At 48.7% G+C, this 20,312-nt stretch carries 26 protein-coding genes; 22 read left to right on the top strand and 4 right to left on the bottom strand.

The window, feature by feature from the left end; translation table 11 throughout:
• Window positions 1-56 precede the first annotated feature (56 nt).
• From ACZ5ZV_RS12830 to ACZ5ZV_RS12815, 4 genes are all read right to left on the bottom strand, one after another.
• The gene (locus ACZ5ZV_RS12830) at window positions 57-446 is read right to left on the bottom strand and encodes a hypothetical protein (protein ID WP_464117469.1); all 390 of its coding nucleotides are present in this window, start codon (window positions 444-446) and stop codon (window positions 57-59) included.
• 82 nt (window positions 447-528) lie between these two features.
• Window positions 529-1,872, bottom strand: coding sequence for an MFS transporter (locus ACZ5ZV_RS12825; protein WP_464117467.1), 1,344 nt, complete (start codon window positions 1,870-1,872; stop codon window positions 529-531).
• Complete coding sequence (locus ACZ5ZV_RS12820) at window positions 1,869-2,180, bottom strand: metal-sensing transcriptional repressor (protein WP_464117465.1); 312 nt, start codon at window positions 2,178-2,180, stop codon at window positions 1,869-1,871. The genes ACZ5ZV_RS12825 and ACZ5ZV_RS12820 overlap by 4 nt, the downstream gene beginning before the upstream one ends.
• A 69-nt stretch (window positions 2,181-2,249) precedes the next feature.
• Complete coding sequence (locus tag ACZ5ZV_RS12815) at window positions 2,250-2,522, bottom strand: metal/formaldehyde-sensitive transcriptional repressor (RefSeq protein ID WP_464117464.1); 273 nt, start codon at window positions 2,520-2,522, stop codon at window positions 2,250-2,252.
• A gap of 268 nt (window positions 2,523-2,790) precedes the next feature.
• Between ACZ5ZV_RS12815 and ACZ5ZV_RS12810 the strand changes: the two genes are divergently transcribed.
• From ACZ5ZV_RS12810 to ACZ5ZV_RS12705, 22 genes are all read left to right on the top strand, one after another.
• The gene (locus ACZ5ZV_RS12810; RefSeq protein WP_464117462.1) at window positions 2,791-3,549 is read left to right on the top strand and encodes a VOC family protein; all 759 of its coding nucleotides are present in this window, start codon (window positions 2,791-2,793) and stop codon (window positions 3,547-3,549) included.
• Between the two features lie 220 nt (window positions 3,550-3,769).
• Complete coding sequence (locus ACZ5ZV_RS12805) at window positions 3,770-5,098, top strand: anti-CBASS protein Acb1 family protein (RefSeq protein ID WP_464117461.1); 1,329 nt, start codon at window positions 3,770-3,772, stop codon at window positions 5,096-5,098.
• Window positions 5,099-5,989: a phage head morphogenesis protein gene (locus tag ACZ5ZV_RS12800; RefSeq protein ID WP_464117459.1), complete on the top strand. Its 891-nt coding sequence runs from the start codon at window positions 5,099-5,101 to the stop codon at window positions 5,987-5,989. It abuts the gene before it with no gap.
• 104 nt (window positions 5,990-6,093) lie between these two features.
• Window positions 6,094-7,335: a DUF2213 domain-containing protein gene (locus ACZ5ZV_RS12795; RefSeq protein WP_464117456.1), complete on the top strand. Its 1,242-nt coding sequence runs from the start codon at window positions 6,094-6,096 to the stop codon at window positions 7,333-7,335.
• Window positions 7,336-7,362: 27 nt separating this feature from the next.
• A complete protein-coding gene (locus ACZ5ZV_RS12790; protein ID WP_464117454.1) occupies window positions 7,363-7,869 on the top strand; it encodes a structural cement protein Gp24 in 507 nt (168 codons plus the stop codon).
• 28 nt (window positions 7,870-7,897) lie between these two features.
• Window positions 7,898-8,830, top strand: a complete 933-nt coding sequence (locus ACZ5ZV_RS12785; RefSeq protein WP_464117452.1) for a DUF2184 domain-containing protein — start codon at window positions 7,898-7,900, stop codon at window positions 8,828-8,830.
• A gap of 121 nt (window positions 8,831-8,951) precedes the next feature.
• Window positions 8,952-9,434 carry a hypothetical protein gene (locus tag ACZ5ZV_RS12780; RefSeq protein ID WP_464117450.1) on the top strand — a complete coding sequence of 161 codons (483 nt, stop codon included), beginning with the start codon at window positions 8,952-8,954 and terminating at the stop codon, window positions 9,432-9,434.
• Between the two features lie 6 nt (window positions 9,435-9,440).
• Complete coding sequence (locus ACZ5ZV_RS12775) at window positions 9,441-9,827, top strand: DUF4054 domain-containing protein (protein ID WP_464117448.1); 387 nt, start codon at window positions 9,441-9,443, stop codon at window positions 9,825-9,827.
• Window positions 9,828-9,829: 2 nt separating this feature from the next.
• Window positions 9,830-10,336, top strand: coding sequence for a hypothetical protein (locus ACZ5ZV_RS12770; RefSeq protein WP_464117446.1), 507 nt, complete (start codon window positions 9,830-9,832; stop codon window positions 10,334-10,336).
• Window positions 10,333-10,695 (top strand): hypothetical protein, encoded by a 363-nt coding sequence (locus tag ACZ5ZV_RS12765; protein WP_464117444.1) that lies wholly within the window; start codon window positions 10,333-10,335, stop codon window positions 10,693-10,695. Before ACZ5ZV_RS12770 ends, ACZ5ZV_RS12765 begins: the two co-directional genes overlap by 4 nt.
• Window positions 10,692-11,210, top strand: coding sequence for a phage neck terminator protein (locus tag ACZ5ZV_RS12760; RefSeq protein WP_464117442.1), 519 nt, complete (start codon window positions 10,692-10,694; stop codon window positions 11,208-11,210). Before ACZ5ZV_RS12765 ends, ACZ5ZV_RS12760 begins: the two co-directional genes overlap by 4 nt.
• Before the next feature lie 22 nt (window positions 11,211-11,232).
• Window positions 11,233-12,525, top strand: a complete 1,293-nt coding sequence (locus ACZ5ZV_RS12755) for a DUF3383 family protein (RefSeq protein WP_464117440.1) — start codon at window positions 11,233-11,235, stop codon at window positions 12,523-12,525.
• Window positions 12,526-12,539: 14 nt separating this feature from the next.
• On the top strand, window positions 12,540-12,956 hold the full coding sequence (locus ACZ5ZV_RS12750) for a phage structural protein (protein WP_464117438.1): 417 nt from the start codon (window positions 12,540-12,542) through the stop codon (window positions 12,954-12,956).
• Entirely contained in the window at window positions 12,956-13,426 is a 471-nt protein-coding gene (locus tag ACZ5ZV_RS12745) for a phage tail assembly chaperone (protein WP_464117436.1), read from the top strand. Before ACZ5ZV_RS12750 ends, ACZ5ZV_RS12745 begins: the two co-directional genes overlap by 1 nt.
• 157 nt (window positions 13,427-13,583) lie before the next feature.
• Window positions 13,584-15,326, top strand: a complete 1,743-nt coding sequence (locus tag ACZ5ZV_RS12740; RefSeq protein ID WP_464117434.1) for a phage tail tape measure protein — start codon at window positions 13,584-13,586, stop codon at window positions 15,324-15,326.
• Window positions 15,326-16,024, top strand: a complete 699-nt coding sequence (locus ACZ5ZV_RS12735; protein WP_464117432.1) for a phage baseplate protein — start codon at window positions 15,326-15,328, stop codon at window positions 16,022-16,024. Before ACZ5ZV_RS12740 ends, ACZ5ZV_RS12735 begins: the two co-directional genes overlap by 1 nt.
• The gene (locus tag ACZ5ZV_RS12730; protein ID WP_464117430.1) at window positions 16,021-16,344 is read left to right on the top strand and encodes a phage baseplate plug family protein; all 324 of its coding nucleotides are present in this window, start codon (window positions 16,021-16,023) and stop codon (window positions 16,342-16,344) included. Before ACZ5ZV_RS12735 ends, ACZ5ZV_RS12730 begins: the two co-directional genes overlap by 4 nt.
• Window positions 16,337-17,179 (top strand): phage protein, encoded by an 843-nt coding sequence (locus tag ACZ5ZV_RS12725; RefSeq protein WP_464117428.1) that lies wholly within the window; start codon window positions 16,337-16,339, stop codon window positions 17,177-17,179. The genes ACZ5ZV_RS12730 and ACZ5ZV_RS12725 overlap by 8 nt, the downstream gene beginning before the upstream one ends.
• Entirely contained in the window at window positions 17,176-17,877 is a 702-nt protein-coding gene (locus tag ACZ5ZV_RS12720) for a Gp138 family membrane-puncturing spike protein (RefSeq protein ID WP_464117426.1), read from the top strand. The genes ACZ5ZV_RS12725 and ACZ5ZV_RS12720 overlap by 4 nt, the downstream gene beginning before the upstream one ends.
• A complete protein-coding gene (locus ACZ5ZV_RS12715; protein ID WP_464117424.1) occupies window positions 17,874-18,236 on the top strand; it encodes a contractile injection system sheath initiator in 363 nt (120 codons plus the stop codon). The genes ACZ5ZV_RS12720 and ACZ5ZV_RS12715 overlap by 4 nt, the downstream gene beginning before the upstream one ends.
• A gap of 3 nt (window positions 18,237-18,239) precedes the next feature.
• Window positions 18,240-19,733: a hypothetical protein gene (locus tag ACZ5ZV_RS12710; protein WP_464117422.1), complete on the top strand. Its 1,494-nt coding sequence runs from the start codon at window positions 18,240-18,242 to the stop codon at window positions 19,731-19,733.
• Window positions 19,730-20,305, top strand: a complete 576-nt coding sequence (locus ACZ5ZV_RS12705) for a baseplate wedge 1 family protein (RefSeq protein ID WP_464117420.1) — start codon at window positions 19,730-19,732, stop codon at window positions 20,303-20,305. The genes ACZ5ZV_RS12710 and ACZ5ZV_RS12705 overlap by 4 nt, the downstream gene beginning before the upstream one ends.
• Window positions 20,306-20,312 lie beyond the last annotated feature (7 nt).

Here is a 20,312-nt window from a genome sequence, read left to right as displayed (position 1 = left end):
AGCAATGCCTATGACGGCAAAAGTGGGCCAGCTAACGCGATTTGAAGACGTGTTTTTTAGACGATTGGAGGTCTGAAAAGAGATCCAAGATAAGGGCTTGGATGCTCAAGGTCTTCAGCAGAAGACAAGCTCAGCGAGGTACTGATAGCCATTTCAAGAAGAATGCTGTCACGGAACGTGCAAAACGATTGTTGGGCGTTTGGAAATGAATGCTGGTGACTATGAGAATGTTCTGGCTCGCCAGGTCCATGACTGTGTGTGTGTTCGTGAGAGAAGTTTTCCGCAGAACCGTGTTCCGTACTTTCACTCTCGTGTTCGTTTAGTTCCGCAGGATGTTGATGGTGCCCTTCGGTCGAAGCAGACGCATAGACTCCGAAAAGAGAATCAAGGCCACCAAAAGAAGTGACCTGCATCGTTAAAAAAGTGAGAATTATCAAGAATTTCACAACATCCTACTTTAAACCTAAGCGTTTGGCATCGCAATGATGAATTACAAAACGTCTCACAATGACAGAACGCACCATGTAGCTATCCACGAGCTGCCTCATGTTCCACTCCCAAGAATGCTTTATCCTTCGTTCGCCATGCCCAAAAGCTAAAAACCAGTGCAGCCAAAATCACGAATACGACTGATGCGATGATGAGATAAACAAAGTCGTTTGTGGAAGGCAGCAGAACGCCCGATGCAAAAAGTCCGAGCGTTGCAATCCCAGTCAGAGCACTTGCAAACCCGTTCACTTCTCCGCGAACGCTCGGACGAATCCCCAGTTGGCGAATTTGCATTTCACCTAAGCCGAATCCATACACGCCGATTCGTGAGAGCAATACAAAAGCCAGAAATCCAATCTGTCCCATTCGAGAATCGGAAAAGAAAAAGGCCAAGGCAATTGCAACAGTGATGGCCTGATAAATAACGAAAGATTTTGAGCTTTGGATAAGACCGATTTTTTTCTCAACGAATGGGAAAATGACTGTAGCCGCTAAGCCGAAGACAGCGCCCAATCCACGAAACAAACCGATCTCCCACTCCGGCAACTTCCAGCCGTCCTTCAGGAAAGCTGTAAGTAAAACTCCATGAGGACTTAAAACAGAAAGCCAAAGAATTGCATAAGCGGCGACGACCAGGGCGACAGGTTCTCTAAAGAATGATCGCCATCCTCCGGTGAGCTTTTTTAGGAAAGAAACCTTCGCACTCTTACTGACGACAATACGTTTCTCGGATAAGTCGGGGCGCTCATGAAATATCGAAGTCAAAATTCCATATTCTGGAAAGAATGAAATAAGATTCCAAAGTGCAACAAGATAAAATCCGAGCATTGGCAGATCGGAAGACCCCATCACCAACAGAAATCCCGCAGCAATTGGAGCCGCTACCTCGGTGAAAAGATCAACTTGTCTGAAGCGGCTGTTGAATGCGGTCAATTCAGCTTCGCTAATTCCTGACGGAACAAGATCATTTGCAATCGCAATATCCATGAAACTTGATCCGAAACTGCTCAACACTCCTCCGAAGAGAAGCACAAGAAAAGCACCGATAATTTGCGGACTGGAAACGGTCAATGACTGCGATTTAAAGTAACTAAGAGCGAAAAATGCAATCGCTCCGAGTAAAACACCAATGAACTGCAACGATATTCCTAGCCTTGCTGCTCGCAAACGATTCATTTCATCAATGAGAGCTGTGATTCTCGGAAGTAGCACCACTAAAAACAGACGAACAATAAGATAGTAAAGAGCTGCAACTCGAACCTCGCCGGGAACAAGACTTAACAACGCTAACGGAACCGCAAAATCCCAAGCTTGATCACCAGATCTCGTGAGAAGTCGTCCAATCAATAACTTTGAAGAGAGTGACCAAGTTTTCGTGCTCAATGGTGTGAACCCTTGCTGGCTGAAGTTGACAACTCGCTAACAAGGATTTTGAGTTCGTTTATCACAGACTCCTGACCTGGCTTGAGCGCAGATTGCACGCAGGACAGCAAGTGATCGTTTGCAACCAAACTTTTGCATTCGATCAGCGTCGCCACGACGCCGGAAAGTCGTCTCACAATTTCAACACAAGGCTTTCCATGAACGAGCATCTCCTCGGCCATTTCTAAATTCCTAAGTGATAGCCGTATAAGCGTGAGTGCTTCAGATGTGTGATGATGTTCATGTTTTGATTGTTCGTCGTTCCCCATAATTTAATCTCCTAAAGTTTTCTGACTTTCGCTATTGATCTGAACCCAGTTTTGGGTGCGCCGTATTTTTCATTTTAAAAAGCTGCCTAAGACTTGGATCAGTTCGTCCCCAGCCTCTGCCGCGTCCTGCTTATTTGAAGCGAGGACAATGTGGTCTTTGATGTGTCCATTTACAATGTCACCCATAAGGCCATTTAAAGCCCCTCGGCACGAAGCAAGAAGCTGCATGACTTTGTAGCAATCATCTTCCTCAGCCTCGATAGAGTTTTGGAGAGCCGACAATTGCCCTTGGATTCGCTTTATTCTTGTAATTACTTTTTTCTTGTCTCTAATTGTGTGCATAGTATAGTACCCTATACTATCAGGATATAACGGCGTCAATCCTTTGCTGATAGTAAAATCAGGCAAAAAGATTGCAAAATTGGGCAACGCAAAAACGAAACTCTCCAGTTTATTGTGGGCGTTTCTTACTGATTTCCCTAGGAAATTGGGGGGATTTGATAGCGCGCCTCGTATTCACTCAAGATGCACTCGGTGATAAGGTGGCTCGTTCCAAGAACCCATATTTTATCTTCGGGTTTAAATAACTATGTTTTTGAAAGGAAACTAAATGAAACAGCCATACTTAAATTTTCAAGTCGATCACATGACGCTTCTTCTTCAGCCGCGTCTATACTCGGTGGCCTATGCGATCTTTCGCGTGGTGTTCGGAGTGCAAGCTGCGGACATCCTCTACGATAAACGCAAAGAGTGGGAAAAAGGTCAGGGGGAAAAATCCATGACTTATGCCCTTATGATCGGAAAGGCCGACGAGACTCCACGCGAGCTAATGAATACAATTGTGGCTGTTGTTCAGCCTTCGGAGCCGCTGTCACGTCCGTCCCACGTTAGAGAAATGCTCGACGGCCATCAGGCTGCGGCCCATTGGCAACATATTGCGCTCAGAACACCGGATCTGATTTCGTTCCACGAACACGCACTTTCTTTGGGCGTGAACTTCGTGACTCCGATTTTAAATGACGCTGAAGAAGACTTGATTCAAGTGTTCAGTGGCGAGTGGTTCTTCCCTGGAATGAAAGCCAGTGGAATGTTCTTTGAGTTCCTTGAGCGCCACCCAAGTCAAACCAAGCAGCAGAAACTTCAGGAGCAAAACCGTCAGTCCTGGTTCCGTGACCGCACCTTTGATGGCCTTTACGAAGAAAAAGAACGTGAATATCAATCAGGAAAAGTCACACCATTTATCGACTTTGAACTTATTGAACTTATTGAAAAGCAGATCAACGGTAAATCGACATTTCAACTTAATGCTGACGACTTGAAAGCCTGCGAGGACATCATGAGAAACTACGCGGCAAAAAAGAATAAGTGATAGCTGAAGAATCTAAAGACCTCAGATTTTGGGGTCTTTATAAAACGATTCCTTTCAACATCCTCTCGGGGAATCCTCCATAATTCCATTTTTCAATGTTCTAAGCGCAGGACTTCCACTCAACGAAACAACGGCTTAAAATATCTTTGTCACTGTCATCTCTTCAACACGTTGAAGAGTAAGCGGTGATCTCTTTGAAGGCTCGATATTCAATGATCTCATGGATCGTAGAACCTTCGTTGCCAGACTTGATGGCTGGCTCAACTTAATCACAGGTATAGGCGTTCGAGGAAAAGACAAAAGAACTTCGTCGGAAGCTTTTTGGACTCATCACGACGAACTTTTCTTTGAGCATCTTTACGCCTCCGACGGATTGGCAACGAGAATCGTCAATTTACTTCCAGAAGAAGCGTGCCGCAAAAAATGGTCTTACAAAGGGATTTCACAGAAAGACTCAGACGCCTATACGAAACGGATCAAAGAGCTTGGCGCTCGTCTGAAGATTATTGAGGCTTGGAAGCAAGCCCGAAAATATGGCGGTTCAGCCATTCTGTATTTGAGTCGCGGAAGTAGTCGCATGGAAGAACCCATGCTGGAAACGGAAGAGGTCACTGGCCTTCAAGTTCTTGGCCGTTTTGAACTTCAGGCCGATTTTAGTTCCATCGACATGAATCCGTTTTCTCCGTACTTTCGCCTTCCGACGAAGTACAGGCTTAATCTTCAACAAAGCGTTTCGAGTTCACTCAACTCGCTTGTCATTCATGCCTCGCGGCTTGAGATTTTCAACGGGGCTATTCTTCCGAGAAGACTCTTTATTCAGAATGGCTATTGGCATGATTCCGTTCTTACAAAGCCTTTTAACTCCCTCCGCAATTTTCAAACGAGTCACGACGCTGCATCAGCGATCTTGCAAGATTTTAACGTGGGCGTTTTTAAAATGCGCAACCTCGCGGAGCTCGTCGCCGCAGGAAAAGAAGATCAAATTCGGGAACGCATTGAGCTGGCTAATTATTCAAAGTCAGTCATTCGTTCTTTGATTATCGACGAGTCTGAAACCTACGAAGAAAAATCCCGCACCGTCACCGGAATGCCTGAGCTTCTAAGAGCCTCGGCAGACAATCTCGTTGCCCAGACGGATATTCCGCACACGAAGCTCTTGGGCGAAAGTCCAGTCGGTTCAAATGCAACCGGAAACTCAACCGTTTTGGCTTGGTATGATTTTGTCGATTCCCAGCGCCAAGAGTACCTAGCGCCTAAGATCCTCAACCTGACAAGAAAACTCAACCGTGGGGCGATAGAGAGCTTAGAAATCGAATTTGAACCCCTATGGCAACTTGATGAAAAGGAAGAGGCCGATGTGCGGGTCAAGGTTTCCCAGGCAGACGCCGTGTACCTAGACCGAGGGGTGTTAGATCCTGCCGAAGTTGCAGTTTCGAGATTTGGTCAGGGTGGGTTTTCGATGGAAACCAAACTCGACGTTTCAACGCGAGTAAATCCAGAAAAAGAAACTCCTCCTGCACCCGAAAAAGAAAAGCCCGAGGAAGAGTAAATGAAAGCGGCCCGACGCTTTGATGCCGACACTATTGCCCAGATTCGGGAGCGAAAACTTAAAACACCGAAAAGATCCCGCCGGTTGCCAAGGCCACTCAAACCCGCGTTTCCTCACGGAGCGCAAAGGCAATACCAAAGAGAACTCTCTGGATTTGTCGCTGAGGCCAAAGCCATCACAAAGAGAGCGATCCTTCCAAACCTTCCGTCCCTCATCTCAGAGATAAATTCAAAAGTTCCTAGCCGAGTTCGGCAAGACGACATGATTGATGACCTCGCGGCTTTGATTGCCGAAGCACGAGCGCGCTTAGGCGTTCTGTTTACGGATTCAATGATTTCAGCAATTGCATCCCGCATGGGGGCTGCCGTTGAATCCGTGATGCGCGGAAATGAAAGTCGGCAGCGCGATTCTCTGATCCCTTTCAACATTCGTCTCGGATCAGGAGCTCTAACAAGCGAAGTGCGCGATTATCTCCGCTTAAGAGTGAGCGAGAACGTTCAACTTATTAAAACGCTCGCAGATCGACACTTCGGAAAACTTCAAACTGAAATCATGCAAGCGATCACTCAAGGCAAACGCGTTGAGGACATCGAATCCGTTATTGACGATCAGTTTGCGTCGATGGACTCCAACGCGGAGCTTATTGCGCGCGACCAAGTTGGAAAAATAAACGGACAGCTCACAGAAATTTCGCAAGTCGGTCTTGGCATCACTCACTATCGTTGGCGCGGTGTCGGAGATGAGCGCGAAAGGTCTTCTCATCGAGATCTTGAAGGGGAGATTTATTCTTGGAACTCTCCGCCTATCGTTGATGGTGAGGCCGTTCATCCAGGTGAAGCTATTCAGTGCCGATGTTATGCAGAACCAGTGATTGACGATTTTGCAGAGTGAAATTTGAAAATCAACGTTGAACATTCAACTGTCGAACGTTCGACGTGTTGAAAATGAAGCGGTGAAAAGTTTTTTGCGCGTGTTCACACTGAACCCAATCGCGCATGAAAACAAAATCAGTAAATCGTTTTGATAAAGGTGAACTTCAGTCTGCGGAAAAAACTCCGCAGGGATTTTTGCGCGTTCCAATCTTTGCAACTCGCGCGGGAGTTTTCACTTACAAAACGGGCGAAGGAAAAATCATCCGTGAATTTCGTCCACCTGATGAAGTTTTCAAAGAGGACTCGCTTTCAACATTAGTCGGCGCACCTGTCACCCTCAGACATCCTCCCGAAATGATTACTCCTGAAAACGTATCGCTTTATCAAAAAGGATACGCCTTAGAGTCGATCAATCGTGATGGTGACAAGGTTTCAGGGACCATCATCATTTCACACGCTGACGCTATCGGTGCCGTTGAGTCCGATGGAATGCGCGAAGTCTCTTGCGGCTATACCGCAGATCTTGTCGAGGAACCTGGCGTTTACCAGGGTCAAGCCTACGACTTCATCCAACGAAACATCAAATACAACCATATCGCCATCGTCGATAAGGGCCGCGCCGGACCTGATGTCCGCATTCGCCTCGATTCGGAAGATGCCGTGATGGAAGTCGAACCAATTCAAAACCCAAAACCAAAAAAGAAAGAGGAGATTTTAATGGGAAAAGTACGCCTTGATGGAAAAGAACATGAGGTTACATCTGAGGTTCAGGCCGCTGTCGAGGCTGACCAAGCAGTTCACCAGAAAACGAAAACGGATCTGGATTCTGCAAACTCAACAAATGCCACTCTAAAAAAAGAGAACTCAGATCTGACAACGAAGGCCACAAGCGCCGAGACAAAGCTCACGGAAACAGAAGCGAAACTTGAGGCCACTCAAGCCAAGCTTGATGCAGCGAACGAAGAACTCAAAAAGAGAACCGACTCCGTTGATCCGAGCGATGCCAAGGTCCGCGAATTTGCGAAGGCTCGCATGAGCTTGGAGAAGATTGCGGCCCACGTTCTTCCGCAAGAGCAGATCGAAAAAATGGACTCGATGTCTGATGTCGAGATCAAGAAGGCCATCATCCAAGCCGACAGTCCAACGGCCATTCTTGACGGCAAATCTGAAATCTACCTCGAAACACGTTTCGACTCGGTTGCCGAAAAAATTCGTGCGCGTTCTGACTTCAACACAAATTTCGGAAAAGCAGTTGTGAAAAACGACTCTCGAAATGAAGCCGCACCGGACTCTGATGAGAAGCGCAAACAAATGCGCAAGGACTCAGAAGACGAATGGAAAAAACCACTTTCAGCAACCAAGTAAGAAATTTTTAAAAAAGGAGATTTCAAAATGCAAACATCTTACTCAACAGATCAGGGAGCGGCAGCCTACGAAGGACAGCTCTATGATTCTGGCTTTACAGACAAAATCAGCATCAAGTGTCTGACCGCAATTCTATTCGGACGCCTTTTAGTCAAAGACACGGGCGATTTCCAAGGAAAACTTCCTTCGTCCGCGCTCGACGTTACGAATGCGCAGCGAACACTTGGACTTTCTCTTTCTACTCAAGCCCTTGAGCAAAGTCTTACGGGTGATCCGCAATACCCTGAAAAGTCCGTGGTCTCCACTCTTCGCAAGGGCCGTGCATGGGTGAAAGTCGAAGACACCGTGACGCCAGGATCTGACGTTTATGTTCGCCACGCGGCAGGTGGAAACGGTTTGGGGAGTTTTGCGGGAGCCGCCAACACGGGTCTTGCGAAATTAGCCGGTGCCCAATTCCTGACAGGCGCTTCGGCAAATGGCCTGGCTGTCATTGAAGTGAACTTCCCAGCAACAACTTTTACTCCTCCGGCGTAATCCAAAACTTAGGAAAGGAATCCAATTTATGAAAAATCAAAGACAACTTCTGCATCTGGACGCCGCTGAAAGTGCGTTCTTTCAGCGTGAACTAGAGTATGTGAAGTCAAACACCTATGACGTGAAATACGCCGAGCTAAAAGCCCGTCGTCTTTTCCCTTTGAATCCTGATGTTGATCCGGGTGCGACAAAAATCACCTATCAACAATATGACGGATTCGGGATCGGAAAAATCATCTCCAACTATGCAGATGACTTGCCTCGCGTTGACCTGAAAGGGAAAGAGTTCAGTTCTCCCGTCAAAGAACTGGGTGCGGCCTACGCATACACCATCAAAGAGATTCGTTCTTCTAACATGGTGGGAAAACGTCTCGATCAGCGTCGCGCAAGTTTCGCTCGTCGGGCGGTCTCACAAGCTGAGAACAAAATCGCGTTCGTTGGTGACGCTTCAACGGGACTGCCTGGGTTCTTGACGAATCCGAACATTCCGACGGTCACGATTCCTGCCGATGGAACCGGAGCGTCCAAAGCATGGAGCACAAAAACTCCGGCGCAGATCATTCGTGATCTGAACTTGGTCGCAAACTCCGTTCCGGCCAACACCAAAGGCATCGAAGTTCCTGACACACTTCTTTTGCCGCTTGAACAGTACACCTATATCGCAAGCACTCCGCGCTCGGACAACTCCGACACGACGATCCTGAAATACTTCTTGGGAAATAATCCTTTCATCAAGCAAGTCGAATGGGTCAATGAGCTTGCCGATGCTGGTGGTGCTGGAATTGATCGCGCCGTTGCTTACCGCCGCGATCCCGAAGTTCTGACTCTGGAAGTCCCTTCAGACTTTGAACAGCTCGAAGCTGAAAAAAGAAACTTGGAGTATGTGATCGACTGCATCGAGTCCTTCGGTGGCGTCATCATCTACTACCCATTGAGCATTTCTTTCGGCGACGGAATTTAAAAAAGAAAACCTGCTTACTGGCGACAGTGAGCAGATAGGAGCTGGCCTGGGGTTTCCTAGGTTTTCCAGAGCCAGCTCCGACCTTCCAAAAGAACCCAGGAAAAAAACAAAGGAGAAAACCGTGATCGTAAAATACAACAGACCGAACATTCATTATGCCTACGGCATTCGTCTGATTCCAGGCATCAACAACGTTGACGAAAAACTTTGGGCTATCGCCGCAAGCGATTCCGAGATCAAACGTTTCGTTGATACCGGAATCATCGAAGTCGTCACTCCTGACCAGGGCGTTCCAAAAGCACCGAAAGACCCGCTGGCAGGACTCAGTGATGAAGAGAAAACAAAACTCGAAGAAAAAGCCTTTGGCGATAACAAGGATGGCGTCAAAAAGAACGCAGCCCCTCCCGAGCTTCCTCCTGTTACGCCATTGACTTCATTCAACGAGAAAAAAGCCTTGTCGATGGTTGCAGAAACCTACGACGTGAAAATTCTCAAAGAGTGGCTGGATTCTGAAAAGAGATCCAAGGTCAAACGCGCCATCGAGGAGCAGATCCAAAAACTCGAAGCTCCAGCGGCGACCAACACGAAAAAAGATGAGGAGTAGTCTCCAATGGCTATTCCGACCGTCGTCGATCCCAGCTATGTGAAAGCACTTTTTCCTGAGTTCTCTGCCGTCAATGACGTGAGGATTCAGGCGCTTCTCGACATTGCGAATCTTTCTGTCAGTCAGAAGGTTTGGGGATCTGCCTACGCGCCCGGAATGGCCTATCTGGTCGCTCATCTCTTGAAACGTTCAGGGGCTGCAACCGGAGTTTCTGGCGGCAGCTCGAATGCTGGAACGGTTTCGTCAGAAAAGGTCGGAGAACTTCAACGAAGTTACTCGGCCCCTGGCGGTTCAAGTTCATCCGGCGAAGACGCACTTCTTTCGACAACTTCTTACGGCATGGAGTATTTGCGGCTTCGCCGCCAGCTTCTTGTCACTCCGATGGTGACATAGCTATGGCAAAAACGAAGATCATCGACAAAGACAGAGGTTGGAAGAAGATTGCGGCGGACTTAAGAAAGACCGCGAATCATCCCTATGTGAAAGTTGGCTTCGTCGAGCCTTCGGCTGAAGCTCCTCACAAGGGTTCAGCCCTGACGGTCGCGCAGATTGCGACGATTCATGAGTACGGATCTGAAGACGGAAGAATCCCACCACGGAGTTTCATCCGTGGGACTTTGATTCAGGAATCTCAGGCGATTCAAGGTGCCATTTCTTCGCTTTTAAAGAGTGTGCTTTTCCAAAAGCTCAACGTTGAAACGGCCCTTGGAAGACTTGGCCTTTTCGCCGTTTCTCTCATTAAAAACCGCATCACGAATGAACACATTCCACCGGAACTAAGCCCCGCGACCATCAAAGCGAAAACTCGTGACGGTAAAAAAGGCGATGTTCCTTTGGTCGATACGGGCCAGATGCTGAACTCCATTCGTCATCACGTCGTCATGGATGGGAGGAACGAATGATTCTCTCATTTGCAACCGGAGTCTATTCAGTCCGACGACCTGTCACGAATGGCTATTACCTTGAAGGAGTTTATCAACCTTCGGCAATTGAAACCGTTCAAGTTATCGGATCGCTGCAACCTCTGTCGCCGAAAGAATCCTTACTGCTTCCAGAGAACGATCGTAACCGCGAGTCATACAACCTCTTCACGGATGTTGAACTTTCTCCTGCGAGCGAAGACGGACTGCGCGTTGCTGACTTGGTTGAGGTCAATGGGAAGTTGTTTCAGGTTCGATCTGTAGAGGCTTGGCGCAACGTCGATATTCCGTATTTCAAATCTCTTCTTCTACGAGTGAATAACCAGGAGGACTCGCCATGAGCGCCATCACGGTCACTCAATTTAGAAAAGCGGTTTGGGATTTGATTTCGGCGCTCTCAGCTCCTCTCGTTCCAGCGGCGCGAGTCGTTTGGCTGGAACAAGGATCACCGCGTCCGAAGAATCCTTATATCGGCTTAAACGTTGTTTCGGGTCCTCGCTCTTATGGCGAAGACGACATGAGACAGAGCTCGCCAGGGGTTTACTCGTTTGAAGGCCAAAGAGCTTTTACGGTGTCCGTCAATGCTTACGGAAAAGACGCGGATGAGATTGCGGCACTCATCACCAACGGCCTGTCAAAAGTTTCCGCTATGGATCTTCTGGCAGCACGTTCCGTAGCCCTTCTTTCTAACACCTCACCAAAGAACGTGAGTGTGCCGCTCGAAACCAATTTTGAAAACAGAACCCAGTTCGACATGGATTTTGGTTGCGTCATGGCAATCACAGAAAACGTCGGATTCATCGAACAGACCGGAATTTTGAACAACGCAAGCGGAGACCAAACCGACATCGGCTGACGCTTACAAGGAGGAAAGCAAAATGAGCTTAGATCAAATCGTCAACATTCAAATCACCTTGGGGAGCAAATCCGTCACTCGTGCCGGATTCGGAACTCCGCTCGTGCTTGGCCCGAATGGAGATTTCGGATCGGACCTCGTTAGAACCTATACGAGCTTGCCGGGAGTGGCCGAGGATTTTGAAACAACCGACGACGAATACAAATGGGCGCAGCGCCTCTTTTCCCAGGAGAAAAAGCCTCGTCAGATTCGTATAGGAAAAAGAGCCGTTAAGGTCGCGCAGATTGAAACACTGACGCCCACGGTGGCAAACACCACGGCCTACAAAGTCACTATCAATGGCGAAGACTATGAATTTACTTCGGACGCTGATGCAACGGCAACCGAGATCGTGGCCGGCCTTATCGCTCTTATCAATGCAGATCCACTTTGTAAGATGAGCGGGTCCGGGACGACGACTTTGATTTTGACTGCCGAAAATCCTGGTGAAGCCAACTCGGTCAGCGCATCCAGCAATCTTGCAATTGTTCACACCACGGCAAATCACGGCGTCATTGAAGACATTCAGGCACTTCAGCAAGTCAATGACGACTGGTATTGCCTTATTCTGACTTCGCGTGATGACTTAGAGATTCTTCAGGCTGCGGCTTACATCGAAGCCTTGAGAAAGATCTTTATCGCCGCGAGCGATGGCCTTTCCATCAAAACAGCCAGCACGACCGACCTCGGAAGCGTCCTCAAACAAAAAACCTACAACCGCACGGCACTTCTTTGGAGTGGCGATGAAGCGAGTGGCCCCGAAGCGGCTTGGGCCGGACGAAAACTTCCCACTGATCCAGGTTCTGAACAATGGCGCTATGCAAGTCTCTCGGGAATTTCGACCGACGTGTTGAATGCAACGGAGCTCGCAAACCTCAACGCAAAGAACGTGAATCATTACACCACGGTCGGCGGCGTCGGAATCGTTCAAAAAGGAAAGATGGCAAGCGGCCAATGGATTGATGTCACACGCTTCTTGGATTGGTTCACGGCGCGAGTGCAAGAAGGAATCTATGGACTTCTTGTGAGCGTTGAAAAGGTCCCTTACACGGACGGCGGCGTGACCTCTCTTGAAGCGATTGTGCGCGCCAAAATTGAAGAAGGCATCCGCGTGGGCGGTATTTCCCGCGATGACGGATACACAGTCGAATCACAAAAGGTCGCCGAGGTTGATCCGCAACTTCGTCAAGATCGAATTTTCCCAGACATTGCCTTTGAGTTCCGTCTTGCTGGCGCGATTGGCGAGGTAACGGTCAAAGGCTTTGTTTCAGTTTAAGGAGGAACTTTTAGATGAAAACGTATGATCCAAGTCAAGTCGTGGCTACGGTCGGAGGAAGATCACTTGCGGGCTTCGCGCCTGGGACATTCATTGAAGCTGAGCGCACAGAAGACGCTTACTCGATGACGGTCGGCATTGATGGCGAAGGCACAAGGTCTAAATCCAATAACAAATCAGGTCAGGTTCGTTTCACTCTGCTTTCAAGCAGTGACTCGAATGACATTCTTTCGGGGTTCGCGGCAGCAGATGAACTCAACAATGGCGGACTCGTTCCTGTCCTTATCAAAGATCTCAGCGGACGCGCTTTGATTGCTTCTGAACAAGCCTATGTGAAGAAGCTCCCGGTCTTGGGCTTTGATAACGAAGTCCGCGAAGTCGAATGGGTTCTTGAAACCGACAACCTTCAATTGTTTTTGGGAGGTAACTAATGCGGTTTGAAGAACAGTTCAACATCGACGGAGAGAACTACAAAGTCAGACATTTTTCCGCAACTCGCGGCACCCGAATTTTCGCAAGGCTTGTGAAGTTTGCGGGTGAACCCGTTGCAAAGTTTCTGAGCGCCGGAAAAGCCATCAAAGAAAATGACGAAGCGGCCGCAAATGCCGTTCTCGGACAGGCCATCAGTGCGCTCAGCTCACGCATCGACGAAAACGAAGTCGAGCTGCTGATTAAAGACATTTTGGAATCCGTGCAAGTCATTGATGCCAAAAGCGGACAGCTCCGCGGCGTCGGCGCTGAATACTTCGATGTCCACTTCCAAGGTCGCATCGGCCACTTGTTCAAGGTTCTAGGGAAAACCGTCGCTTTCCAATACAGCGATTTTTTAGGCGGTCTCGCGGGGCTGCAAGGGCTTCAAGACCTCGCGAGCAGAGCGGACTTTCAGTCCCAGAACACCTGATATGGCCCGTGTGGAGGGTCGTCATTTCTGGAATGGCGACCCTTCACGAGATTGAGGAGCACTGGTCAATCCTTGATCTGCTCGATGCCAACGAAGCTCTAACACTGGACCAGGAAGCGAAACGAAAGGCGGAAGAAAAAGCTGCCAAGGGGCGAAAATGATTGTTCGTGAACTCTACGCAAAGCTTGGTCTCGAATTTGACGATACCAAACTAAAAAAAGTCGAAGAAAAACTTGATGGTTTAAAAAGTACGCTTTCAACCATCGGTCTTTCTGTTACGGCGGCGTCTGCAACTCTTTTCGGGTTTGCAAAGCTCACGGCCAATGCCGGTGATGAAGCCGGAAAGACAGCGATGAAACTGGGCCTCAATGTTGAGACCCTTCAGCGTCTTCAGACTGCCGCCGAATATGCGAACATTTCAAATGGGTCTCTTCAGCAGGGACTTGGATCGCTTGCAAAAAATCTCACGTCTGCGCGTGACGGTTCTGCCGACACAGCCAAGTCACTCAGAAAAGTTGGAATCGACATTGGCCGCATGGGTGGCCGAATCCCATCGGCAACCGAAGCCCTCAATCTGATTTCTGATCGCTTTTCTAAAATGCCGGATGGCCTGGAAAAAACGGCTCTCGCTATGGACATCTTCGGAAAAGCCGGAAGAGACATGATTCCGTTCTTAAATAAGGGCTCGGCTGAAATCGAAAAGGCCGCAAGCCTTGCTGACCGTTATGGCCTTGTGATGGATCAAGAGGCCGTTCAAGCCTCCTCTGAGTTTAACGACACAATTCAGGAAAGCATTTTTGCCCTGCGAGGTCTGAGAAACATCCTTGGACTGGGCTTGATGAAAGTCATCAAACCTCTCGCGGAACAGTTCAATCAATTTATCTCTGAAAACCGAGTCCGCTTGGCTGACAAAATCAGATTCGCCTTTGACGGAATGGCAACCTTCGTCCGACTCGTTTGGCGTGGAATGTTAGCCCTCGTTGAATCCGTAGGCCGCTTCGTTGATATGTTTGGGGGCCTTGAGCGAGTGGCAAAGATCGTCGGAGTAATCGCGGCGGTTTTTCTTGCTGGAAAACTCGTCTCTGGAATTGGTTCCGTCATCATTGCCGTGTGGAGAGCCGTTGCCGCTTTCGTGGCGATGGACGTTGCAGCTCTCGCCATTCCTCTTGCGATTGGGGCCATCGCTCTTGCGGTCGGACTCATGATTGAAGACATTGTGACCTTCTTCCAGGGGGGAGAAAGTTATTTTGGAAAGTTCCTAGCGAATTTTCCGGTGCTTGGAAAAGCCATCCTCGGAGTTTTCTCACTCATCAAAAAAGCAGTCATGGACGTGGTTGAAGCCTATTCGATCATGTTCGGCTGGATCATGAAGATTGCAAAGGCCGTGGCTGAATACCTCGCGCCCGTTTTCTCAGCGATTGGAAAAGGTCTTGGATGGGTCGGAGAAAAGATCGGAGCCAAATTAGGTCAGCTCGATACAACGGGAGCCTATGAAATTGTCGAAAGAAATAAAGCTGCGCAACAGAAGGCGCAGTCTTCGCAAGACGCTCCGGGAAAACAATCAAATAAAGGTGCGAGCATCTTCAATGGATTCAATCCAGCCGGAGCCTTCAGCTTCTTTGATAAAATAAACTTAACTCCTCAGAGTCTTCAGGGCGCACAAGAAGCCCTTGGCAAAAACGCCAGTCCTCTTGCCGCGCCGACGACTTCAACTTCAAACGTAACCTCGAATGTCCAAAGTCCGGTCAGCGTCGAATCACAAATGACGTTCAACGTGGGACCGAACGTTGATCCGACGACCGTCGCTCCAAAACTTCAGGCGTCCGTTGAAGAAGGTTTTTCTTCTCTCATTCGCAAAGTGAACAGTTCTTATCTAGGAGAGGGGGCACCGATTTACTAATGGCACTCCTCTCTCTTTTAACTGGTGAACCAGTCAGAACAAAATTCAGAAGCCAAGATGTTGCAGCAGATCTGTTTTTAGTGGATGCGACCATCACGGAAACTCCAACTTACGAGTCGGACATCACTGAACACGCCGTTGAAGATGGACCGGACGTTTCAGATCACATCCGTCCGAAAAATATCTCGCTGGAAATCGAAGGCGTTATTTCCTCAACGCCGCTCAACCTCAGCGCGCAAGCGCGTGGCCTTGTTTCCGCAGCCGGAAGTATTTTGGGTTCTCAGCTCGGTGGGTTTGGGTCCGCTTTGGGTGCTATCGGTGGAGCTTTTGCGGGGGCCTCTCTTTTTGCTGATGCCGATGATCCTGCGAAGGTCGCCCACGACATGCTGACCGCGATCTGGAAAAACCGACGACTTGTGACCGTCATCACGGGCCTCACACAGTACGAAAATATGGCCATTCAATCCCTGTCGTTCCCTCGTGACCAGAAGACAGGAAAGCAACTTCGTTTCCGGGCAACCCTGAAAGAAGTAAGACGTGTCACTGCAAAAACCGTTGCGATTAAAAAAGTTCAACCCTCAGTCAAACACACAGCACCGAGCAAAGCCGATCTAGGAAATCAATCCGCGACTCCGGCTCCCAACGTCAATTCGAGTTTGGCCGTTAAGATCGGAAACTTCTTTGGGGGTGGCAATTGATCCTCCAAATTCCAGTTCGTTCCGATATTCCATCCTACGAGTTTCAGATCGCGCTTGAAGGCACTCCGTATCGTTTGGCTTTTAGATACAACCGCCGCCGTGAGCGTTGGGCGATGGATATAAGCAATCAACAAGGCATCACTCTACTTGCAGGGATTCCGATTCTGGTCGCAATGGATCTGACCTCGCGCTTCCGTGTCGTCGGTGGGCCTCCGGGTCGCTTCTTTGCGGTCGATACTTCCAATCAAGACCTTCCACCTTTGGAAGCTGATCTCGGCAACCGTGTCCTTCTTTATTACGAGGAGGCCGCCGGTGGATAGCCAAGAGCTTTTTGATCGTCTTGCGGTTTTAAATTTCGGCCTTGAAGGAGTTGCGGGACTTAACTTCGCCAGCCGCATCTATTCGGAGGACCCACAAGACACAGGGGTTCCGGGTTTTCGCATTGGCTTTAAAATCGAAAAAGATACCTCAAGCACCATCAATAAAGCTGAAATCCGCATTTACAATCTTTCGTCAAACTCTCGAAGTCTTGCCGAGAACAAAGACAACATCATCGAGCTTTTTGCCGGATACGGAAAAGAACCGAAACTTCTTTTCCGTGGAAATCCATCAAGAGTCATTTCCACCATTGGGGGGCCTGATTCCGTTACGACGTTTGAAGTCGGTGACGGTCTTAAGTCATTTCAAAATTCCCGCGTTGACGTGAGTTTTAAGCAAGGAACGCCTGCAAAAGACATTTTCCAAACCCTGACAAATACGATGGGCCTTGCTCGCGGCGAACAAAAAGGAATCCCCGAAAAAGCATTTTCAGGGGGGCTCTCACTCTCTGGCCCTGTGAGAGATCACATGAATTATCTCACGGACAAAATGGATCTTGAATGGTCCGTGCAAAATGGCGCGCTTCAAATTCTTCCCAAGGGAAAAGCAACGGATCAGGCCGCATTTCTACTTTCCGCAGAAACCGGATTGATTGGAAGCCCGAACAAAAAAGACAAGGGCCTTGAAGTCGTCTCGCTTCTTCAACCTGACATCAACCCAGGCCGAACGGTTGAAATTCAAAGCAAGTTCGTCAACGGACAGTTTCGCGTCGAGAAGGTTTCCCACGAGGGAGACACCGCTGACACGGCTTGGTTCACAAGGATTGAAATTGCATGAGTGAAACCCAATTTTCTCCGCAACTTGAAGAAGTATTAAAAACCGCGATGGAACAACGCCTTGTTCAGCTTCACACCTCCATGCCTGGGGTCATTGCGAAGTACGATCCGCAAAAGCAAGTCGCCGATGTTCGTCCGGCGCTTAAAAGAAAATATCCCGATGGAAAAACCGTCGAGCTTCCATTGTTGACGAACGTTCCCGTCGCCCATCCTCGCGCCGGAAAAGCCCGTATTCATTTGCCTCTTAAAGAAGGCGATTCAGTTGAAATCTGCTTTAGCGAAAGAAGCCTTGAAAACTGGAATGCGAAAGGCGGCATCGTCGATCCTGAAGATCCTAGAAAACATCACCTGTCGGACGCCTACGTTAAACCTTGTCTCTATCCGAACAAGGAGCCTTTTCAAGTCACTGAGCCGGAAGCGATTGAAATCGTAAACGACACGGCAGAGGTCTTCATCAAGGCTGACGGCAGTATTTCGATCAAAGCTTCGCAGCTCTTACTTGGAGATCACTCGCTTTCGGAGTTCGTAGCCATTGCCTCGAAAGTGAAACAGGAAATCGAAGCCTTAAGTAACTACGTCAAAACCCACACACATCCCTATGTGGACACACCTGCGGGGCCGTCGAACACAAGTCCGCCAGCCAGTCCACCTCCCACGGTCAATGACGTGGCAAGCGCGAAAGTGAAGGTGGCTCCATGAGTGATTTAAAACTTGGCGCTGACGGCGATTTAGAAATCAAAAACGGAAGCCTTCAACTGACCAATGGAGACGACGCCGTTAGACAGCATCTTCAACAAAAACTCCGCACGTTCTTGGGCGAATGGTTTTTGGATTTGGATGTTGGCGTTCCTTACTTCCAAGACATTTTGGTTAAGAACCCGAACGTCAATCAGGTCGATGGCATTTTAAAACAGATCATTCTCACCACGCCCGGAGTTATCGAGCTTGTCAGTTTCACGATGAGTTTCGACTCCACGGCGCGCGCATTAAGCGTCGAATTTGAATACACGTCCTATTCCGGTGAGATCAATTTTTTTACTGAAACTTTCGGAGGCTAAGGAATGGCTTTTGGACTCTCTGCAACCGGACTTGAAATCAAAAGGCTTGCTGACATCAAGCCTGAAATTGAAAACGTACTTAGGCAACGCCTGGGGAACTCGATCAATCTTTTACCGGAGACGGTCTTTGGACAGATCGTTGGGGTGTTCGCGGATCGTGAAGCCGAAATCTGGGAACTGATCGAAGACGTTTATCACTCACAGTATCCAGACGATGCCGAAGGTGTCAGCCTTTACAATGCGGCCGCCTTCAACGGAATTGAAATCATTGACGCTGCAAAATCGGTTCAGAAAAACCAACTCCTTTTCGGGGACGTTGGGGCTTCGATTCCTATTAACACGCAGTTTTCAGTCGATGGAAACCCAGACGCAAAATTCAAAACCCGCAACACGGTGATCCTCGTCGCGGGATTAAACGCGATTCAAGCCATCAATTTTGCAATTGCACCCGATGGCGGTTCCTTCTCGCTTCGGCATCGAGGCTTTGTCACAAGCCTCATTCCCTATAGCGCAACGGCAGCCGACGTTCAAAATGCTCTGAATGCTTTGGTCAGACTCAGTGGCGTCGTTGTCACGGGCGATTTTGCAAGCGGATTCACGGTTGAATTTGATGGCGCTGATGGACTTCAGCCTCAAGATCTTTTGGCGGTGCAAACGAACACGCTGACCGAAGAATCTGATCCGGTGCTCATGACCATCGCTCACGATCAAGTCGGCGAAGTTCAGGGCATCGTTGACCTTGAAGCCCTTGAGACTGGCCCAATTGATGCGCCCATCGGAACACTCACGGTCATTGACACTCCGGTTTCAGGTCTTACGAGCACAATCAACGTTGAAAGCACCACGATTGGAAGGAACCGCGAGACAGACGTTCAATTCAAAGCTCGCAGAAAAGAGACGTTGGCCGTTGGGGGGAATGCAACCCTTGAGGCAATCCGCTCGCGCATTTTGAATCTTGAAGGTGTCACGAATGCTTTTATTTTCGAGAACGACACTCTTGAAACTGATGGTGATGGCCGCCCTGGAAAGTCTTATGAAAGCGTGATTGATGGCGGCACGACTGCGCTGATTGCTGAAACACTCTGGAAGTCAAAACCTGCTGGAATCAGAACGCATGGGGTACTGACCGAAAGTGTTCTTGATTCGCAAGGTGTTTCGCGGGTCATCCGGTTTAGCAGACCCACGCAGGTTGCAATTTTCCTGAGTCTTGATCTGACAATTGATCCGGTCGAGTTCCCAAGTAACGGAGCTCTCACAGCAAAGAACCGAGTTCTGTCTTGGGGGAACGCTCTCGCCATCGGCCAGGATGTGATTGTCTATCCTCGTTTAATTTCACAGTTCGCGGATATTCCGGGAATTTTGGATGTCCGAGTCCGCATTGATAAAGTTCCCGTTTCCAATACTCCGGGTGATCCGGCCCTCGATGACAATATCAATATCCTTCCGTTTGAGGTGGCTTCGTTTGCCGAATCAAACACCGTGGTGAATGCGCTATGAGTTCAACATATATTTCCGACCACGTTACGAGAGCCAAGAACCGACTGATTCAACAGTACAAAGGAAAACAAAAAGTCGAAGGCATTGTTGAAGCTTTGGTGACTCCGCTTCAAGACATCGAGGACGTACTTCTTCAGCTTAAAACCGAGCGATGGATTGATTCAGCCGTCGGCGTTCAGCTCGACAAAATTGGCGAGATTGTGGGCCTTGAAAGAGAGTACGCCCAAGAAGACGAAGACTATCGTCTTCTTATCAAAGCCAAAATCATCATGAATCTAAATCAAGGAACACCGGAAGAAATCATTGCGGCGGCGAAGTTTTTCATCGGCTCAATTTTCATCTGGTATCTGGAAGTCTATCCGGCTGCGGTTGACATCTTTTCGTCAACGGTTGTTCCCCCAGAGAACCGCGCCAAGATTCGCGGCCAACTTAAAAAATTTCTTCCTGCGGGAGTGTCTTTGGATTCCTTCGGGCAATTCGACGAGGCGAACGCCTTTGTTTTTAACGGTGGAACCGGATTCGGCGACGTGAATGACCCGAATGCCGGAGGACTTCTTGCGGATCTTTATTGAAAGGATG

The sequence above is a fragment of the Bdellovibrio sp. HAGR004 genome (genome assembly GCF_055397015.1).
The sequence above is the reverse complement of the archived record's forward strand: the minus strand, read 5'-3'. Positions and strand labels throughout refer to the sequence as shown.

Coding starts and splice junctions, on each gene's coding strand:
- ACZ5ZV_RS12820 (WP_464117465.1), bottom strand. CDS start 2,180: ATGGGGAACGACGAACAATCAAAACATGAACATCATCACACATCTGAA.
- ACZ5ZV_RS12815 (WP_464117464.1), bottom strand. CDS start 2,522: ATGCACACAATTAGAGACAAGAAAAAAGTAATTACAAGAATAAAGCGA.
- ACZ5ZV_RS12810 (WP_464117462.1), top strand. CDS start 2,791: ATGAAACAGCCATACTTAAATTTTCAAGTCGATCACATGACGCTTCTT.
- ACZ5ZV_RS12805 (WP_464117461.1), top strand. CDS start 3,770: ATGGATCGTAGAACCTTCGTTGCCAGACTTGATGGCTGGCTCAACTTA.
- ACZ5ZV_RS12800 (WP_464117459.1), top strand. CDS start 5,099: ATGAAAGCGGCCCGACGCTTTGATGCCGACACTATTGCCCAGATTCGG.
- ACZ5ZV_RS12795 (WP_464117456.1), top strand. CDS start 6,094: ATGAAAACAAAATCAGTAAATCGTTTTGATAAAGGTGAACTTCAGTCT.
- ACZ5ZV_RS12790 (WP_464117454.1), top strand. CDS start 7,363: ATGCAAACATCTTACTCAACAGATCAGGGAGCGGCAGCCTACGAAGGA.
- ACZ5ZV_RS12785 (WP_464117452.1), top strand. CDS start 7,898: ATGAAAAATCAAAGACAACTTCTGCATCTGGACGCCGCTGAAAGTGCG.
- ACZ5ZV_RS12775 (WP_464117448.1), top strand. CDS start 9,441: ATGGCTATTCCGACCGTCGTCGATCCCAGCTATGTGAAAGCACTTTTT.
- ACZ5ZV_RS12770 (WP_464117446.1), top strand. CDS start 9,830: ATGGCAAAAACGAAGATCATCGACAAAGACAGAGGTTGGAAGAAGATT.
- ACZ5ZV_RS12765 (WP_464117444.1), top strand. CDS start 10,333: ATGATTCTCTCATTTGCAACCGGAGTCTATTCAGTCCGACGACCTGTC.
- ACZ5ZV_RS12760 (WP_464117442.1), top strand. CDS start 10,692: ATGAGCGCCATCACGGTCACTCAATTTAGAAAAGCGGTTTGGGATTTG.
- ACZ5ZV_RS12755 (WP_464117440.1), top strand. CDS start 11,233: ATGAGCTTAGATCAAATCGTCAACATTCAAATCACCTTGGGGAGCAAA.
- ACZ5ZV_RS12750 (WP_464117438.1), top strand. CDS start 12,540: ATGAAAACGTATGATCCAAGTCAAGTCGTGGCTACGGTCGGAGGAAGA.
- ACZ5ZV_RS12745 (WP_464117436.1), top strand. CDS start 12,956: ATGCGGTTTGAAGAACAGTTCAACATCGACGGAGAGAACTACAAAGTC.
- ACZ5ZV_RS12740 (WP_464117434.1), top strand. CDS start 13,584: ATGATTGTTCGTGAACTCTACGCAAAGCTTGGTCTCGAATTTGACGAT.
- ACZ5ZV_RS12735 (WP_464117432.1), top strand. CDS start 15,326: ATGGCACTCCTCTCTCTTTTAACTGGTGAACCAGTCAGAACAAAATTC.
- ACZ5ZV_RS12720 (WP_464117426.1), top strand. CDS start 17,176: ATGAGTGAAACCCAATTTTCTCCGCAACTTGAAGAAGTATTAAAAACC.
- ACZ5ZV_RS12715 (WP_464117424.1), top strand. CDS start 17,874: ATGAGTGATTTAAAACTTGGCGCTGACGGCGATTTAGAAATCAAAAAC.
- ACZ5ZV_RS12710 (WP_464117422.1), top strand. CDS start 18,240: ATGGCTTTTGGACTCTCTGCAACCGGACTTGAAATCAAAAGGCTTGCT.
- ACZ5ZV_RS12705 (WP_464117420.1), top strand. CDS start 19,730: ATGAGTTCAACATATATTTCCGACCACGTTACGAGAGCCAAGAACCGA.